A 15617-nucleotide genomic window follows, 5' to 3' on the forward strand; every position below is an offset into this window, starting at 1 on the left:
GTCCACCTCTTTTATTTACTTGAGGTGAAGAAAATGCTCGAGGGCTACTACATAGTCGAGAACACCGGGGTCGTTCCGGCCGAGAGGAGGTTTAAGTTCAAGGACCTGAAGGCGTGGGGCTACGACCTGCACCTCGGAACCATAGACGGAAAGGAGGCCTACTTCGTCTCAAGAACGGGGACCCACGAGGAGGGCGAGACCTACACGCAGGACGGCAGGGAGTACCACATCAGCGAGACACAGAGGGAGATACCGAAGAACGCGAGGTTGCTTGCGAGAATCGTTATAGAGCGCGGTCAGCCCTACCTTGAGTTCTGGCTCGATACGGAGGAGGCCAACTACCCGCTCGCCAAGGAGGACCCGAGGCTAATCCTGCACCGCTTCTGGACGGCCAAGAAGTTCAACCAGCTCGAAAAACACGTCGGAAGCGTTGGCCTGACCACGGATTTCTTCAAGGACAGGGTCTTCGTGAAGAGCATTCCACTGCCCTTCGAGGAGTACCCGCCGAAGGTGAGGAGGGTTCTGAGGGAGGTCAGGGACGTTCACAGGGATTTGACGGGCTTCGGAAGGTTCGTCTTCCAGTACTACGGAGAGGAAGACAAGACCCACAACTACCGCCTTTGGTGGCTCCTGCCGACGATACATCTCTTCGACGTCGAGGTCTCGAACGAGGTTGATAAGATTTTGGCGATGCTGGATTGAGCTACTTTTTTTATATTATCTGGGTATGCAGAGAGTTTGCACCACAAAAGGCATGCATTTCTCCTTATAAAAGCTGGCCATGTTATATAAACTGTATATATTATTTACAAATTTGAAGCAAGATTTATAAATTTTTGGGCCCATTATAAGAACTGAAAACACTAGGGAGGTGTCTTGATGAAAATAAAAGCAGGTCTAATTGCCCTGCTGTTGGTTTTCTCGTTGTTCAGTGTTCATGGAGCAAGCGTCTCAGCATCTGAGGGACCGGAAGTCTACTACAAGGTTGTAGGCGACACAATATACATGGTGAACCTCACAAGCGGTGAAGAAAAGCCAATACACCTGTACGGTGTAAACTGGTTCGGCTTTGAAACACCAAACCACGTTGTCCATGGACTCTGGTCGAGGAACTGGGTTGACATGCTTGAGCAGATAAAATCCCTTGGTTTCAATGCTATAAGATTGCCATTCTGCCCCGAGTCTCTTGACCCAAACACGATGCCAACTGGTATCGATTATGCCAAAAATCCAGACCTGAAAGGACTAAGCAGTCCCGAAATCATGGAAAAGATAATCCAGAAAGCTGGCGAGCTTGGAATTTTCGTCCTCCTCGATTTTCATAGGATTGGATGTAACTACATCGAACCTCTCTGGTATACAGATTCGTTTAGTGAAGAAGACTACATAAACACCTGGATAAAAGTCGCTCAAATGTTCGGAAAGTACTGGAACGTTATTGGGGCTGACCTCAAAAACGAACCTCATAGTGTAAGTCAGGCCCCATATGCATACACCGATGGAAAAAGCGCTACTTGGGGTATGGGCAATAACGCAACGGACTGGAACCTCGCCGCCGAAAGGATTGGAAAGGCAATCCTCAATGTTGCTCCTCACTGGCTCATATTTGTTGAAGGGACCCAGTTTACAAACCCGGAAACGGATGGGAGTTACAAATGGGGCTACAACGCCTGGTGGGGCGGAAACCTCATGGCAGTTAGAGACTTCCCCGTCAACCTGCCGAGGGACAAGCTGGTTTACAGTCCCCACGTCTACGGTCCAGACGTTTACGACCAGCCATACTTCGATGAGAGCGATTTCCCGAGTAATATGCCAGACATTTGGTATCACCACTTTGGCTACGTTAAAATGGAGCTTGGGTACCCCCTTGTAATAGGTGAGTTCGGTGGAAAGTACGGACACGGTGGAGATAAGAGGGACGTTATATGGCAGAAGACTATCGTAGACTGGATGATAAACAACAGCTTCTGCGATTTCTTCTACTGGAGCTGGAATCCCAACAGCGGGGACACGGGAGGCCTTCTGCAGGATGACTGGATTCACATCTGGAAGGACAAATACGAGAACTTGAAACGGTTAATGGACTACTGCTCAGGAAGGCCAGCACCTTCAACTCCTAACAATTCCAGTGAGAGCAACAACACGGGAGGCAATTCAAGTACTAGTAGTAACTCCACTACAAACAACCTACTTATTAATGAAAGCAGCGGAAACACAAACATCACGAAGGAAAATACTAAAAGTGAATTTAAAATAATAAACATCTTACCAACATCATCCCAATACAATGGAATCTTTACGAGTGTAACCTGTGATGGCACCAAGTGTTCCTCAAGCGTCTGGGGAACTCCAAATCTCTGGGGAGTCGTGAACATTGGAAATGCTACAATAGATCCTAACGTTTGGGGATGGCAGGATCTTTACAAAGACAGTCCTGAGAAAATAGGGAACGGAACGTCGCGGATGTGGATTGAAAACGAAATTCTTCACGTGAACAACAGGTGGACCATAAAGACGAGACCCGCCTACAATGTGATGGCATATAATGAGGTTATCTATGGCAGTAAACCTTGGGGAGGACAACCGATTAATGCCCCGGAGCTTCAGCTTCCCCTTGGATTTAAGGCATTACCCCGTATTCTTGTGGCGACCGAATACACACTTGAAAAGGGCATTCCAGGTAACAACTTTGCATTCGAAGCATGGCTCTTTAAGGATTCAAACAACAACCGCGCCCCAGGAAAAGGGGACTATGAGATAATGGTCCAGCTTTATGTGGATGGCGGTTTCCCTGCCGGTTACGATAAGGGCCCAGTAGCAACGTTTGAGGTACCGATGATAGTGAACGGGGGCATCATAAACCAGACGTTCGAACTTTACGACGTTGTTGCAGACCCAGGGTGGAGATTCCTTACTTTCAAGTCCACCAAGAACTACGTTAACACGAGCGTGGTCTTTGATTACACATACTTCCTGGAGCTCGCCAATGAATACCTAAACGGCTCGCTGGAAAACAATTACCTCATGTCATTGGAGTTCGGAACCGAAATATACACCAACAGAATAACATCGTTCCCCGACACTGTGCATGTCGATTGGACTCTTGAGAGGTACTACTATGTCCTCGCCCCAAGAGAGCAGAGTACGTATGAATCCCTTTCAGCTCTCATCGGCAATGGGTCTCAGAACTCCAATGAGAACCAAGGCAACGAGAATGGGGAAGAGTCAGGAACTCAATCCAACAATAGTAGCAATCAAACATCAGAAAGCGAAGGGGGAACTGAAAACCCCACTTCACCCAGCAACAGGACCATCAGCATTATCTACCCAGATGATGGCCAGTGGCCAACTGCATATATAGACAGGAATGGGAACAGCAACCCTGACTACGTCATTGAAATAAACCCGTGGAACATCCAGAGTGCCGATGGGAAGGCTGTTATGAGATACGATATTGAAAAAGGTGTCCTTTACTACTCCCAGAACCTGACCAACATTGTGATAAAGAATGCGGGAGGTTGGGTGCACGGATATCCAGAGATATGGTACGGCAACAAGCCTTGGAACAGTTACAATGCCACCGATGGTCCAGTACCCCTGCCAAGAAAGATTAGTGAACTAAAGAACTTTTACGTTACACTGAGCTACAATCTCAGCCATGAAAAAGGACTTCCCGTGGATTTGGCGATAGAATCATGGTTAACCAGAGATAAATGGCGTTCAACAGGGATAAAGTCCGATGAACAGGAGCTTATGATATGGCTCTACTACGACGGCCTTCAGCCCGCTGGTTCAAAAGTGGGTGAAATTATGGTGCCAATCCTCCTCAACGGAAAAGAAAAAAACGTTACATTCGAGGTCTGGACAGGAAACATTGGCTGGGAATACATTGCGTTCAGAATAAAGACCCCCATTAAGGCAGGCAACGTAACTCTACCCTACGGCCCGTTCATAAGCGTAGCAATGAACATAACCTCACTTAAAGACTACTCATCCCTTTACTTGGAAGACGTTGAGGTCGGAACCGAATTTGGAAGTCCGGATACAAAATCAGCAAAGCTGAACTGGACATTCAACGAGTTTACATTGCAATACTCCCAAGAGCCCCTGCTAACTAATATCTCAATATCAAACGAAGAAGACCAAAATCAAGGTTCAAATGAGGCGGAGATAGGAAACGCAACTTCAGGAAATATCAGCGTGGTGTTGAAGAGCGTCTGGGGTGGGGGTGCACAATATGACGTCTCAATAATGCTCAACGAGCCTTCAAGATGGAATCTTTTTGTCAAGATTTCCAATGGCACTATAGTAGACTCATGGGGAGCCAAGGTCATCGGAAGAGAAGGGAACTACATCGTCCTGACCGCAGAGGACTACAACCTCGGGCCGAGTGCAAGTGTCGGCTTTGTAACTAAAGGAAACAGTCCCCTCGTGGAAGAGATTGTTCTTAAAGTCAACGGAAAGGTCCTTGCAACTTGGAAGCCTGAAATTCAAAGCGCCAAGCTTGATATCCAAGGATATGTGGACAGCGAGTGGAACAATGGATTCGTGTTTAAGGTAAAGATAACTAACATAGGAGATACTCCCATTGCAGGATGGCAAATAAAACTCTCAATGACAAGCGAAATAGTGAGTATCTGGGGGGCAACATTCGAAAAAGCTGGAGATGGAACAATAATTCTTAAACCCATTGATTGTACTTCCATTATAGCCCCTGGACAGAGCATTGAAATTGGCTTCCAGGCAATAAAGGCAGGGGATAATCCGTACCCGGAGATAATAGACTACACCATTGTTTGAACTTCTTTATTTCTTTTCCTTAAGTTTGAGTTCTACAGTAATTACTTATTCGGAAAATGGCATGTATGAGCTTTTTATGGGACTTCCTGCAAACGGAACAAAGCTTAGAAATGAAAACCTCGCCAATAACCAAAACCCAAATACCCTACTCTTCTGCCACTTCAGTCAAGAGTTTAATGACATAATTAAACCGCTGGACCTGGAAAAGGAGAAAGTTTTTTTGCTCTTTTATTGAAGTTTCTGGCCATGCCTTTAAGATAGCCGACGACGATTTTAAAACTCCTAAATCATAGAGCTTCCTAACTGTTTGCCTGACTGCAGTGTTGGGGTAGTGTTAGGTTTGGAGTTTGACCCTCTCGTGCATTCTTTTGAGCTTCCCACTCGTTTTAGCTCCACTCTTCTTGAATTTGGACTAATACTCGGTAATCTTCCTCCCCCAGTGGAAGCCAATACTTTTTGGCGGCCTTCATTCACGAGGAAACTTTCGCCACTATCGGCGTCAACAATCCACCAGCGGAGAGTTAAGGAGACGAACATTGACGTGGAGGAAGCCCTCAGAAACCACGACAGCTACCGCGCCCTCGAAAGGGTCGGTGCGCTTCTCAAGACCGGCCCAACCGGGACGAACGTGAACTCGATGGTCATAGCGGTTGTTGGAGAATCCACCGCCGGCGCTTTTGGAAACGCCGATACTCATCAACGGCCAGGGCAAAGGTGAGAGCCGCAAGGAATATTGCCTCCTCGGGGTCTTCCTGTCCAAGGTAAGCGCGGTAAATTGTTGCTCCCACACCGATTACAAGAAGCCACGTCCCCAGCAGAAACTCTCTGGCAAAAACTGCCCTTCTGTCCCTTGAGAACACCTTAACATACTCGCCTTCCCTCATCACAACTTTCTCGCTACCCGGAACAAACTCTAAAAGAGTTATCGGAACAATGACGAGCAGGAGATAAGGGTTAAGCCATGCAAAGAGGGCGTATACTAAGGCCAGATAAAAGACCCTGCCGATGCCCACGTTTCCGCTTTTTTGAAGCATTAAAATTCTCCTAAAGGGGTCAATGAGGTGAAGCTTAACCCTCCTCGCTACGGCCTTTCTCTTTCCTTCAAACCGAGCGACGCGGTTGCCGAGAACGGGAAGCTTTAGATGGACTGTGGAAGCAAGAAGGAAGCTCTCCCCCTCGAAGTCCACCAGATAAAAGTGCTCCTCGTAGCGCTCCCGGATAAAGTCCGGCGCAAGGCTCCATACTTCCCAGTTGGGTCCTTTAACCCAGTAAACGAATGTGTTCTCCCCGAGGAACTTTTCGAGCTTTTCGGGGCTTCCCTCAACGACCACTACGCGCTCAAACGTTACTCGCATGTGTGTCCGTTGGATTATCCCTTTTTATAGTTAACGATAGGCGGGAAAAACCGATAAATACTCCAAGCCCGACGATATTAGGGTGGAATCATGGGCTTGAACAAAAGGGAGCTAATAAGAAAGCTCTGGCACGTTTCGCCAGGAATCCTCGGGGCGCCGATAATACTCTTCACGCCGAGATGGGTTACCCTGCTCGTGGTCTGGTCGCTGGCTTTCCTTTACACGCTCCAGCACCTCAAGCTCCTCCGCGGCTGGAAGTTCACCGTTCCGATAGCGGAGCTCAGCTACCGGACGATGGCGAGGGAAGACGAGCGCGACAACTTCCTCGGGAGCTTCCTCTTCTGGGTGACGATGGGGATTATCTGCACGGTCTTTCCGAAGCTCGTGGCGCTCTCGGCCCTATGGGTCTCGACCTTCGGCGACTGCTTCAACGCCATAGTCGGCCAGGCCCTCGGTGGACCGAGGATTCCCTGGAACCCGCGGAAGACCCTAATCGGAAGCGCAACGATGTTCACCGTTTCAGTTCTGGCCCTCTGGGGTGCCCACAGGGTTCTCTCGCTCAACCCGAGCTGGAGCCTTATCGCCGGTGTAGCCCTCGTCGCGACTGCCCTTGAGAGCCTTCCCCTCCGCTCGGCCTACGATGAGTTCACGGTTCCCTTCGCGACAGCTTTCCTCCTGTGGCTCGCCTACGGCGGGCCCCTGCTGTCGGTGACTTGGTGATTAAACACCCACAAAACCCCCTCTAAAGTGCGTCTCTATGCTCTCCGTTTTTATCCCCAGCGAGCGAACCCCGTCGCGGAGCTCCGAGATGAAGGCCCTGAAGAGCTCCTCGCTGGTTAGAACGCTATAGCTTTCGGGGAACTCGGAGCGGAGCGTTTCCCGAAATTCCGCTTTATGACCTCAACCTTCATAAGCACGGGTAGGGACCACTCATTAAAGGTGGTCACATGGAAGTCGAGGTTCGGCACCGGCCCGTCCGCTATGCGAGGCTCGAAATCAAGCCCGACGGGAGAATCGTCGTGACGGCGCCGAGGGGCTTTGATGTGGAGGCGTTCATCAAAAAGCACGAGAGATGGCTTAGCAACCGGCTGAGGGAGCTTGAGGAGGTAAGGAGGGAATCTGCGAGGGGCTTCCCGTTCTTCGGCGAGTTCTACAGGCTTGAGCTGGGGAACGTTCGGAAAGTTGAGCTCAGGGACGGCAAGCTAATCCTCCCGGCCGAGCGCGAACGGGCGCGGAAGGCCCTGAAGGAGCTCCTGCGGGACAGGGTAACGGCGCTCGTCGCCCTCTACTCCGTTCTGATGGGTGTTTCCCCCGGCAAAATCTACATCAGGAACCAGAGGACGAAGTGGGCGAGCTGTTCGAGCAGGGGAAACCTGAGCTTCAACCTCCGCCTCGTGGCTTTACCCGAGAAACTCATCGAATACGTCGTAATCCACGAGCTCGCCCACCTGCGCTACCTCAACCACTCCAAGGCTTTCTGGAGGCTCGTGGGGCGGTTTTATCCGGACTATGGAACCGCGAGACGGGAGCTGAGGCGCTGGTGGGGAGTAATTGAGGTCAACGAGGGGTGGAGATGGCTGGAGGGAAGGGAGCAAGACTGCTCAAGCTCATCGCGTTGATAGCGGACGAGATAATCGTTGGCGTTTTCCTTCTCGTTGTTCTGCCCGCCCTCGGGATAGAAGTGCCGGTCCTCATTATTGGGCTGATTTTAGGAGTTCTCATCGTCAAGGACGTTTTGATTGCTCCATATGTTCTTAGAGGCGGGCTCGAAAAACGGCCTCAGACCGGGCCAGAATCGCTCGTCGGCAGAACTGCTATGGTTGTTGAGGACCTCTCGCCGGAAGGGAGTGTAAAGCTCGACGGCGAGCTCTGGCGCGCGGAGTGCCTTCACGGAACCGCGAGGAGGGGGGAGAAGGTCAGGGTCGTGGGAATTGAGGGGACTAAGCTCCTCGTTGAACTCCCAGCGAGCGAAGAACCTCAGTAATTTCCTCCGGGCGATTGGTCGAGAACGAAACGTCCCAGCCCTTCTTTCGCTTGATGTAGACGCAGGCCTTTGCAGGAAGGATGAAGTGAATCTTCGCCGGACAGCTCATCCAGCCTTCCCTGACCGCGAACCACTCGATTTCGTCAACCCTAACCGTTTTTCTGATGAAGAGGCCAAGGAAACCGCTGAGGAAGATTCCCTCCTCGTAAACCCTCACTCTGAAAGCCATCGCCTCAAGGATTACCGCTATCGTGAGGGCCGTTGCAACGGTCATTATGAGGACGCCCTGCCCGGTGGCGAAGCTCGCATAGAGGCCGATTGACATGCCTATTATAGGGGGGACGAGCAGGGCAATTATCCACTTGGAATAAAGCGTTTCCTCGTAGAGCATGGCCATCATGGTGGGTTCTCGTTAGGGCTTTAAACACCTTCCCAAACCTATGGTGGTGATACGATGGTTAGGGTAACCCCCGTTGACGGGCTGACCGACGATGACGTGAGGGAGATTCTGACGAAGTACCGGAAGATAGCTCTCGTTGGAGCTTCCCCAAAGCCCGAGCGCGATGCGAACGACGTCATGCGCTATCTCCTTGAGAAGGGCTACGAGGTCTATCCCGTCAACCCCCGCTACTCTGAAGTCCTCGGGCGGAAGTGCTACCCGAGCGTTCTCGACATTCCCGACGAGGTCGAGATAGTTGACCTCTTCGTTCGCCCGGAGTTCGCGAGGGACTACGTTGAGCAGGCGATAAAGAAGGGGGCGAAAGTTGTCTGGTTCCAGTTCGAAACATACGACGGAGAGGCCTTCAGAAGGGCGAGGGAAGCGGGCCTTATCGCTGTCGCCCACCGCTGTATCAAGCAGGAGCACGCGAGGCTTGTTGGAGAATGAAGAAACTGGAAAAGTCTGCGAAAGATGGCACCAACTTCGAAAGAAAGAATAGCGGGGGTCATTTTCTAAGGTAGTGCCACCAGGGATATACCATCTTCCTCAACCTACCCATAAATCCGCCGAATTTCACCGCGATAATTGACACAATCACGAACAGGGCGATGAAGAACGTGGCCTCGGATTGTGTGTAGAAGGCCCCAGACTTGAGTTCGTACCAGATGGCGATGGGAATGGCAATTATCAGCCCAATTCCCAGATACCAGAGGGCCCTGTACACGTACCGTTCCATGAAGAGTGCGAAATCCATAGCACCACCAGTATAGGGGCAACTTCACGGATAGATAACCTTTTCGATGATACGAACTTAAGATAACACTATACACGGGAATAATCATGCATCTGACTATCGCATCGCAAAACCAGCATTTCAACAGGGTAAGGGCCTGAAACGATGTATCCCATGGGGACATCTAAAAGTTGAGGTTGATAGGAACCACTTCTAAGAATTGCACTTCAAAAAAGCACTTACTCTTCCGCCAGCGCTTGCGAGGGAAGCTTTTTTCAAAAGCTTCACCAAAAGCTCGTGATTCTCCCTTGAGGCTCCTCTACAAAGGGATTTTAAACTCTAAACTGACCCTTGAAGGTTGAATTTTTTAAAGATACGCCCTCTTTCACGCGGGTTCTACTTGAACCGCGCTCCAAAGGAGCGCAAAAACCCTTGAACCCCCCGCTAAAAGACGCTCTAAGAGAAATTCACCTTTCCACAGGAGCAATCAAGAAGAAATCCACCCAAAGAACAGCAACTCAAAAGGAATCACGAACTTTGATGAAACTTTTGCTTGGCAAAAGTTTCTGGTGCGGGGGCCGGGATTTGAACCCGGGAACCCCTACGGGACGGGACCCTAAATCCCGCGCCTTTGGCCAGGCTCGGCTACCCCCGCGCGGAAGTGAGTTTTCACTCCACCTTTAAAAGCTTTGAGGGGAAAGCCTTATAAGGATGTAAAGGAAGCTTTACGTAAAGGAAACTTTACATGGTGAAAGTGATGGAAGATAACAAGGCTTTACTACCAGCGCTCCTCGCGGTTATGGCCCTAGGCTGGGTCGTTGGATGGGCTACCACTTCAGGAAAAAGCGAATATGCGATAGCCGCCTTCGTCCTGACCGCGATTTTGGTTAATCTCTATTTCTCCCACCTCGAAAAGAGAGGCCTTGTTCTTAAAGACGAGAGAACTCTACGAATAAACGAGATTGCTTCCAGAAGAACCCTCCAGGTGACAAGCCTCGGCCTTGCAATCACCCTGCTTGTTCTATCGGGAAAAAGCTCAAATCCGAAGATGGAAGGTGCCTTCATAGCGGTCGGCCTCGTTCTGGCAGTCATGTTGATGCTCCACCTTCTGTTCAGACACTACTACTCGCGGGTGATGTGAATGGAATTCAGAACAAGCCACCTCCTGTTTCTCCTCGCGACGATGTTGTTGATGAGCTATTACTCGCGAACCAATACTTACCTGAGCTGGCTTTTTTTCACCCTCGTCTGGCTCGGAACGTGGCTCCTCATGAAATGGTACAACAAGAGGGAACCAATAACCGACGAGAGGACAGAGCTGATAACCATGAAAAGCATCTACAACGGAATGGGGATTGGTCTCGTGGTCTTCGGCTACGAGCTGATATGGCTCGCCGGCCACGACTACAAAACGGCAGTTCTGCTTTCCAAGTGGCTCATTTTACCCCTGCTTGCAGGCGTTCTGGCCGCGGTAATTCTGAAAGCCTACTACGAGAGGGTGATGTGATGCGCAACAGGTTGCGCGAGCTGAGGGAGGCGAGAGGACTAACTCAAGAAGAGCTCGCAAAGGCCTTGGGGGTTACGAGGCAGACGATTATTGCGATTGAGAAAGGGAAATACGACCCCTCCCTAAGGCTGGCCTTCAAGATAGCGCGGTTCTTCGGCGTTAAAATCGAGGACATATTCATCTACAAGGGTGATGAAAATGCTCGTTGAGGTTGAGAACCTTGAGAAGGATTACGGAAAAGTCAAGGCCCTCAAGGGGATAAGCTTCTCCATCCGGGAGGGCGAAATCTTCGGTCTCATCGGGCCGAACGGAGCGGGAAAGAGCACGACCCTCAAAATCCTCGCTACCCTGCTAAAGCCAACCGGTGGAACGGTGAGGATAGGGGGCTACGACGTCGTTAAGGAAGCTGATAGGGTCAGGACATTAATAAGTTATCTGCCCGAGGAGGCGGGAGCCTACAAAAACCTCACCGGGAGGGAGTACCTGGAGTTCATGGCGAGGCTTTACGCCAAAGACGAGCGGAAAGCCCGGGAGATGCTCCAGCTCGGCGTTGAGCTCTCCGGTCTGGGGGAGAGGCTCGACGACAAGGTCTCAACGTACTCCAAGGGAATGACGCGCAAGCTGTTGATAGCGAGGGCCCTAATGGTGAGGCCGAAGCTGGCAATCCTCGACGAGCCGGCGAGCGGGCTTGACATAGTGAACGCCTACGAGATTAGAAAGACAATAAGGCGCTTCGCGAGGAGCGAAGGAACGACGTTCCTGATTTCAAGCCACAACATGCTTGAGGTCGAGTTCCTCTGCGACCGCGTTGCCATGATTGCCGATGGAAGAATCGTGGAAACTGGAACGCCGGAGGAGCTGAAAACCAAATACGGCGCCGAGAACCTCGAGGAGGTCTTCATGAGGTCCATCGGCGTGAGCATCCCGGAGCCGGTCGGGGGTGAGGGCTCATGAGCGATTTTCTCGTTCTGGCCAAGAAGGAGATAAAGAACCTGATGCGGGACAGAAAGTTGATATTTGGCCTCATAATCGTGCCCCTAATCGTCTACCCCGCCCTTGGAAAGATGATGCAGTTCGGGTTTGAAAGCGCGACGAAGGAAACGCACGTTGCGATAGTTAACTTCGACGATGGAAAGTACGGCGAGTTGCTGATAAAGGCCCTAAACGTCACCCCCAACGTCACGATAACCGTCATAAGCGCAGGTTCGGTTGACGACGCATTGAGAAAGGCACTCCAGGAGAATCAAAACGTCCTGGTCGTGATTCCCCACAACTTCAGCGAGAGCATTGAGTCCGATGAAGCCGCGACGGTCCAGATATACGGGGTCTTCAAGGAGATTGGCTCAGGGATGCGGGAGAGCGTGAGCGAGGGCAGAATTAACGCCGTGATAAACGTTCTCTCGGAGGAGATAGCGAAGCTCAAGGTTCGGGAACTCGGCGCGAAGAATCCGGACGCGGTTCTGCACCCGATAAGGGCGGAGAGCAAGTCGTACCTCCTTGGCAGAATCGTTGACGTTCCCCCAACGGTTGTCTCGCAGGTTCTGGCTTCCCAGTCTTACGGACTGCCCCTCATAGTCTTCCTGATGGTCATGATAACATCCCAGATGTCGGCGGGGGTTGTGGCGAGCGAAAAGGAGAACAAAACCCTTGAGACGCTCCTGACGCTCCCGGTGAGAAGGACGACGATTGTGGCATCGAAGATAACTGGAACGGCCGTGATGGGCGTCATAGCGGCCTTAGCTTATATGATTGGCCTCAGGCAGTACATGGCGGGCTTTGGAGAGACGGGCGTTTCGCTGAGTGAACTCGGTCTCTCGATAACCCCCGCTGGGCTGGCACTCTTCGGCGTCGTTGTCTTCCTGACGATAGCCTTTTCGCTGAGCCTCGCGATGCTATTAGCTGTCTTCGCCGAGGACGTCCAGAGCGCAAACACGGTGGTCAGCTCGGTCATACTGCCCCTCGCCTTTCCGTCGTTCGTCTTGATGTTCGTTGATATTAGCCAGCTCTCGGCCCTCTGGAAGTACCTGCTCCTCGCCAGCCCCTTCACCCACCCGGTCGTGGACTACCGCTACCTCATAGCAAAAGACTACACTGCCCTCGGCGCTAGCATAGCTTACCTCGCCATTGTCGCCGGTGCAACGCTCTACGTAACCGCGAGGGTCTTCGCCAGCGAGAAAATCCTGACCGCAAGGCTCGGATGGGGAAGGCAGAAGGGGAGAGAGTGAGCGGGGTTTTCTTTTCTAATTCTCCTCGAGTCTTATTGCAACTGGAATAACGCGCCCTTTCTTTTTTTTGCCATCGAGCCTTTCAATTCTCCTCGAGTCTTATTGCAACCCCTAATCCTCTCCGTTGTTGCCCTCAGCCACTCGTCTTTCAATTCTCCTCGAGTCTTATTGCAACTTCAAAAGCACCGTCGCGGGCGCTCTTGGTGGTGTTCTTTCAATTCTCCTCGAGTCTTATTGCAACCTTTTCGACGTTTCCGAGCTTTTGAACCGGGCCACTCCCTTTCAATTCTCCTCGAGTCTTATTGCAACCAGGCGGGATGTAATCGTCTGGGGGCAAATCACTATTCTTTCAATTCTCCTCGAGTCTTATTGCAACGGGGCGACGGGACAGACCCGGACGTGGCCGTCGCTGCTTTCAATTCTCCTCGAGTCTTATTGCAACTCGAAAGACTTTTAAGGGGAAGTGTAACAAATACACTCTTTCAATTCTCCTCGAGTCTTATTGCAACGGGGGCAAAGACAAGGCCCCCTATGGCCAAGAGCGCCTTTCAATTCTCCTCGAGTCTTATTGCAACAAGTACCTCGACCTTGCCCTTTCTCTCATGGAAAAAGCTTTCAATTCTCCTCGAGTCTTATTGCAACGCTCTGAGTTTCATAACCTACTCTCTCATGAGTAGAACTTTCAATTCTCCTCGAGTCTTATTGCAACCCGAGACCTGGGAGGAGGCCATAATAACGTAATCATCCTTTCAATTCTCCTCGAGTCTTATTGCAACCTCCAATGGTCTAAGGTTCACTCGGACGTTGAGAACAACTTTCAATTCTCCTCGAGTCTTATTGCAACGCGATTACTACTATAACGCTATGCTCCAGGCCTATTACTTTCAATTCTCCTCGAGTCTTATTGCAACCGTCCTGGACTTTTCGAGAAACTCAAAGCTAACCCTCCTTTCAATTCTCCTCGAGTCTTATTGCAACCTCTGGGGCCTGGGAAAGGTCGTTCTTATGGTGTTCTCCTTTCAATTCTCCTCGAGTCTTATTGCAACTTATTTTGTTGGCTATTGGCTACTATGCCCAGGACCTCTTTCAATTCTCCTCGAGTCTTATTGCAACGGCTATCCAAAAGAAAGAAACCACCGATTAGCCAAACTTTCAATTCTCCTCGAGTCTTATTGCAACCCGGAAAAGAAACCGTCCGCTACCTTCCTCTCTATAACTTTCAATTCTCCTCGAGTCTTATTGCAACGGGGATGCTATCTACTACTATGCCCTGGTGGAGTATGACTTTCAATTCTCCTCGAGTCTTATTGCAACCGGGCGCGAAATTCATTCTTTCGCCTAACAAAGGAAGAAGGGCCTCCCAATATTTAAGCCTTTCTGGAAATTGGGCTTTAACCCTGGGCCTTTTGTGGCTTGTCCAAACCGCTCGATGGGCACTTCCACAAGTGCGAACAACCCTGATTGGCGCTCCTCCCAGTCAGAGGAATAACTTACCGCGATTTCCCGAGGGGTCATCAACCTTTGTTGGGTTATTTAACGGCTATCCTGCGTTTTTTCCAAAAACAATCCAATTTAGGCAGGTTTTATTGTCGTTCAGGCGACGAGAGAGTATCATTCGGAATGTTCGAAAATACTTCGTTACACAGACCAACAAAATTGTTCCAATAAGTTACGTCTACATAACCACAAAAATCGATTTCCGAGGCGGACCTGTAAGGGCACCCGCCAAAGGAAGGTCAAAGCAAACCGAAAAATTGTGGAGAACAGCACTCATCAGAGTATCACTCAATCGGCACGCCGTCCTTCGTTCTCGGGGCGAGCCACTTCATGAGCTTCCTCGGGTTCTTCGTGCGGATTATTATCGTTATCGGGCCGAGCGGGCTCTCCTCGTTGAAGTTCACAACTCCCGCGTAGGCCGCCTGCTTGTTCACCTTGACGATTATCTCCTCGCCGAAGTAGCCCTCCTCGAGGAAGGAGCGCGCGGTGTCGAGTATCGCCTGCCCTCTGAACAGCTCGTAGAGCCTGCTGAGAGCTTTCCTGCTCCTCGTCTTTCCCGTGAGTATTACGTAATCGCCCCGGTCAAAGACCTCGAACTCCAAATCGGGCACGAGGTTCAGCATGGCCCTCTTTACCTTCTCGATGTCCTCGGTCGGATAAACGTACGCCTCAAGCTCGACTTCCTCAAACAGCTCCTCCATGCTCTCACCGGGCTAAGGTCGAAAGAAGGCTTATAAACCCAACCGCCCAGATAATTAGGGTGGCCGAAATATGTTAGAAGGCTTCATCGAGGGACTCGCTAAGTACCTCCTCGAGCTCAGCAGGGGGAGCCTGATATGGGTGTCCTTCTACGCGGGCCTATTCGTCGCGCTCATGACGTCGCTCGGAGCGATGGTGGCGCTTTTCGCGAAAAAGCTCCCGGCTGAGGGCGTTGACTTCTCGCTCAGCTTCGCGGCCGGGGTTATGATTGTAGCCTCGTTCACCTCGCTCATTCTGCCGGGAATAGAGAGCGCCGGGTTTCCGCCCGTAGCCCTGGGAATAGCCCTCGGCGTCCTGCTGATTTACGCCGTTGACAGG

General features: G+C 51.0%; 16 protein-coding genes, 1 tRNA gene, 1 pseudogene and 1 CRISPR repeat array. Of the genes and pseudogenes, 13 read left to right on the forward strand and 5 right to left on the reverse strand.

Features of this window, described 5'->3' with window-relative positions; all coding sequences use genetic code 11:
• Positions 1–33: 33 nt before the first annotated feature.
• The 3 genes from MVO87_RS04275 to MVO87_RS04285 all read left to right on the forward strand — a co-directional run bounded on the left by MVO87_RS04275 (position 34) and on the right by MVO87_RS04285 (position 5518).
• Positions 34–702 carry a TIGR00703 family protein gene (locus MVO87_RS04275; protein ID WP_297552338.1) on the forward strand — a complete coding sequence of 223 codons (669 nt, stop codon included), beginning with the start codon at positions 34–36 and terminating at the stop codon, positions 700–702.
• Between the two features lie 177 nt (positions 703–879).
• Positions 880–4800 carry a cellulase family glycosylhydrolase gene (locus MVO87_RS04280; RefSeq protein WP_297514510.1) on the forward strand — a complete coding sequence of 1307 codons (3921 nt, stop codon included), beginning with the start codon at positions 880–882 and terminating at the stop codon, positions 4798–4800.
• A gap of 439 nt (positions 4801–5239) precedes the next feature.
• On the forward strand, positions 5240–5518 hold the full coding sequence (locus MVO87_RS04285) for an MOFRL family protein (protein ID WP_342765099.1): 279 nt from the start codon (positions 5240–5242) through the stop codon (positions 5516–5518).
• Here MVO87_RS04285 and MVO87_RS04290 read toward each other — a convergent pair.
• The gene (locus MVO87_RS04290) at positions 5442–6155 is read right to left on the reverse strand and encodes a hypothetical protein (RefSeq protein WP_297514513.1); all 714 of its coding nucleotides are present in this window, start codon (positions 6153–6155) and stop codon (positions 5442–5444) included. The two genes, MVO87_RS04285 and MVO87_RS04290, sit on opposite strands and share 77 nt — an antisense overlap.
• A 90-nt stretch (positions 6156–6245) precedes the next feature.
• Here MVO87_RS04290 and MVO87_RS04295 point away from each other — a divergent pair, with 90 nt between their 5' ends.
• The 3 genes from MVO87_RS04295 to MVO87_RS04305 all read left to right on the forward strand — a co-directional run bounded on the left by MVO87_RS04295 (position 6246) and on the right by MVO87_RS04305 (position 8139).
• Positions 6246–6875 (forward strand): diacylglycerol/polyprenol kinase family protein, encoded by a 630-nt coding sequence (locus MVO87_RS04295; protein WP_297514516.1) that lies wholly within the window; start codon positions 6246–6248, stop codon positions 6873–6875.
• Positions 6876–7102: 227 nt separating this feature from the next.
• Positions 7103–7774: a M48 family metallopeptidase gene (locus tag MVO87_RS04300; RefSeq protein ID WP_297514519.1), complete on the forward strand. Its 672-nt coding sequence runs from the start codon at positions 7103–7105 to the stop codon at positions 7772–7774.
• Positions 7729–8139, forward strand: a complete 411-nt coding sequence (locus tag MVO87_RS04305; protein ID WP_297552332.1) for an NfeD family protein — start codon at positions 7729–7731, stop codon at positions 8137–8139. The genes MVO87_RS04300 and MVO87_RS04305 overlap by 46 nt, the downstream gene beginning before the upstream one ends.
• On the opposite strand, the gene MVO87_RS04310 is transcribed toward MVO87_RS04305, so the two are convergent.
• A complete protein-coding gene (locus MVO87_RS04310; RefSeq protein ID WP_297514850.1) occupies positions 8096–8536 on the reverse strand; it encodes a hypothetical protein in 441 nt (146 codons plus the stop codon). The genes MVO87_RS04305 and MVO87_RS04310 overlap by 44 nt on opposite strands.
• Before the next feature lie 57 nt (positions 8537–8593).
• Between MVO87_RS04310 and MVO87_RS04315 the strand changes: the two genes are divergently transcribed.
• Positions 8594–9025: a CoA-binding protein gene (locus MVO87_RS04315; protein WP_297514853.1), complete on the forward strand. Its 432-nt coding sequence runs from the start codon at positions 8594–8596 to the stop codon at positions 9023–9025.
• 58 nt (positions 9026–9083) lie between these two features.
• On the opposite strand, the gene MVO87_RS04320 is transcribed toward MVO87_RS04315, so the two are convergent.
• Together MVO87_RS04320 and MVO87_RS04325 are read right to left on the reverse strand one after the other, a co-directional pair.
• A complete protein-coding gene (locus tag MVO87_RS04320; protein ID WP_297514855.1) occupies positions 9084–9332 on the reverse strand; it encodes a hypothetical protein in 249 nt (82 codons plus the stop codon).
• Positions 9333–9878: 546 nt separating this feature from the next.
• Positions 9879–9966 (reverse strand) — tRNA-Leu (locus tag MVO87_RS04325).
• Positions 9967–10068: 102 nt separating this feature from the next.
• Between MVO87_RS04325 and MVO87_RS04330 the strand changes: the two genes are divergently transcribed.
• From MVO87_RS04330 to MVO87_RS04350, 5 genes are read left to right on the forward strand one after another with little or no spacing between them, the layout of a single operon-like run.
• Positions 10069–10452, forward strand: coding sequence for a DUF2178 domain-containing protein (locus MVO87_RS04330; protein WP_297514859.1), 384 nt, complete (start codon positions 10069–10071; stop codon positions 10450–10452).
• Entirely contained in the window at positions 10453–10818 is a 366-nt protein-coding gene (locus MVO87_RS04335; protein WP_297514861.1) for a DUF2178 domain-containing protein, read from the forward strand.
• Complete coding sequence (gene relB / locus MVO87_RS04340; protein ID WP_297514863.1) at positions 10818–11027, forward strand: type II toxin-antitoxin system RelB family anti-toxin; 210 nt, start codon at positions 10818–10820, stop codon at positions 11025–11027. The genes MVO87_RS04335 and relB overlap by 1 nt, the downstream gene beginning before the upstream one ends.
• Positions 11017–11772 carry an ABC transporter ATP-binding protein gene (locus MVO87_RS04345; RefSeq protein ID WP_297514872.1) on the forward strand — a complete coding sequence of 252 codons (756 nt, stop codon included), beginning with the start codon at positions 11017–11019 and terminating at the stop codon, positions 11770–11772. The genes relB and MVO87_RS04345 overlap by 11 nt, the downstream gene beginning before the upstream one ends.
• The gene (locus MVO87_RS04350) at positions 11769–13043 is read left to right on the forward strand and encodes an ABC transporter permease (RefSeq protein WP_297514866.1); all 1275 of its coding nucleotides are present in this window, start codon (positions 11769–11771) and stop codon (positions 13041–13043) included. The genes MVO87_RS04345 and MVO87_RS04350 overlap by 4 nt, the downstream gene beginning before the upstream one ends.
• Before the next feature lie 12 nt (positions 13044–13055).
• Positions 13056–14357: direct repeats of the CRISPR family, unit length 30 nt; unit sequence CTTTCAATTCTCCTCGAGTCTTATTGCAAC.
• Between the two features lie 467 nt (positions 14358–14824).
• Here MVO87_RS04350 and MVO87_RS04355 read toward each other — a convergent pair.
• Entirely contained in the window at positions 14825–15241 is a 417-nt protein-coding gene (locus tag MVO87_RS04355; RefSeq protein ID WP_042691788.1) for an RNA-binding domain-containing protein, read from the reverse strand.
• A gap of 70 nt (positions 15242–15311) precedes the next feature.
• On the opposite strand from MVO87_RS04355, the pseudogene MVO87_RS04360 reads away from it, so the two are divergent.
• A pseudogene (locus MVO87_RS04360) lies at positions 15312–15617 on the forward strand (ZIP family metal transporter); the annotation flags it as partial.

It is taken from the genome of Thermococcus sp. (assembly GCF_027063845.1).
Taxonomy (GTDB): Archaea; Methanobacteriota_B; Thermococci; order Thermococcales; family Thermococcaceae; genus Thermococcus.

Excerpts from the sequence above, each read along its gene's own strand:
- MVO87_RS04275 (WP_297552338.1), top strand. The coding sequence starts at position 34 with ATGCTCGAGGGCTACTACATAGTCGAGAACACCGGGGTCGTTCCGGCC.
- MVO87_RS04280 (WP_297514510.1), top strand. The coding sequence starts at position 880 with ATGAAAATAAAAGCAGGTCTAATTGCCCTGCTGTTGGTTTTCTCGTTG.
- MVO87_RS04290 (WP_297514513.1), bottom strand. The coding sequence starts at position 6,155 with ATGCGAGTAACGTTTGAGCGCGTAGTGGTCGTTGAGGGAAGCCCCGAA.
- MVO87_RS04295 (WP_297514516.1), top strand. The coding sequence starts at position 6,246 with ATGGGCTTGAACAAAAGGGAGCTAATAAGAAAGCTCTGGCACGTTTCG.
- MVO87_RS04300 (WP_297514519.1), top strand. The coding sequence starts at position 7,103 with ATGGAAGTCGAGGTTCGGCACCGGCCCGTCCGCTATGCGAGGCTCGAA.
- MVO87_RS04305 (WP_297552332.1), top strand. The coding sequence starts at position 7,729 with ATGGCTGGAGGGAAGGGAGCAAGACTGCTCAAGCTCATCGCGTTGATA.
- MVO87_RS04310 (WP_297514850.1), bottom strand. The coding sequence starts at position 8,536 with ATGGCCATGCTCTACGAGGAAACGCTTTATTCCAAGTGGATAATTGCC.
- MVO87_RS04315 (WP_297514853.1), top strand. The coding sequence starts at position 8,594 with ATGGTTAGGGTAACCCCCGTTGACGGGCTGACCGACGATGACGTGAGG.
- MVO87_RS04320 (WP_297514855.1), bottom strand. The coding sequence starts at position 9,332 with ATGGATTTCGCACTCTTCATGGAACGGTACGTGTACAGGGCCCTCTGG.
- MVO87_RS04330 (WP_297514859.1), top strand. The coding sequence starts at position 10,069 with ATGGAAGATAACAAGGCTTTACTACCAGCGCTCCTCGCGGTTATGGCC.
- MVO87_RS04335 (WP_297514861.1), top strand. The coding sequence starts at position 10,453 with ATGGAATTCAGAACAAGCCACCTCCTGTTTCTCCTCGCGACGATGTTG.
- relB (WP_297514863.1), top strand. The coding sequence starts at position 10,818 with ATGCGCAACAGGTTGCGCGAGCTGAGGGAGGCGAGAGGACTAACTCAA.
- MVO87_RS04345 (WP_297514872.1), top strand. The coding sequence starts at position 11,017 with ATGCTCGTTGAGGTTGAGAACCTTGAGAAGGATTACGGAAAAGTCAAG.
- MVO87_RS04350 (WP_297514866.1), top strand. The coding sequence starts at position 11,769 with ATGAGCGATTTTCTCGTTCTGGCCAAGAAGGAGATAAAGAACCTGATG.
- MVO87_RS04355 (WP_042691788.1), bottom strand. The coding sequence starts at position 15,241 with ATGGAGGAGCTGTTTGAGGAAGTCGAGCTTGAGGCGTACGTTTATCCG.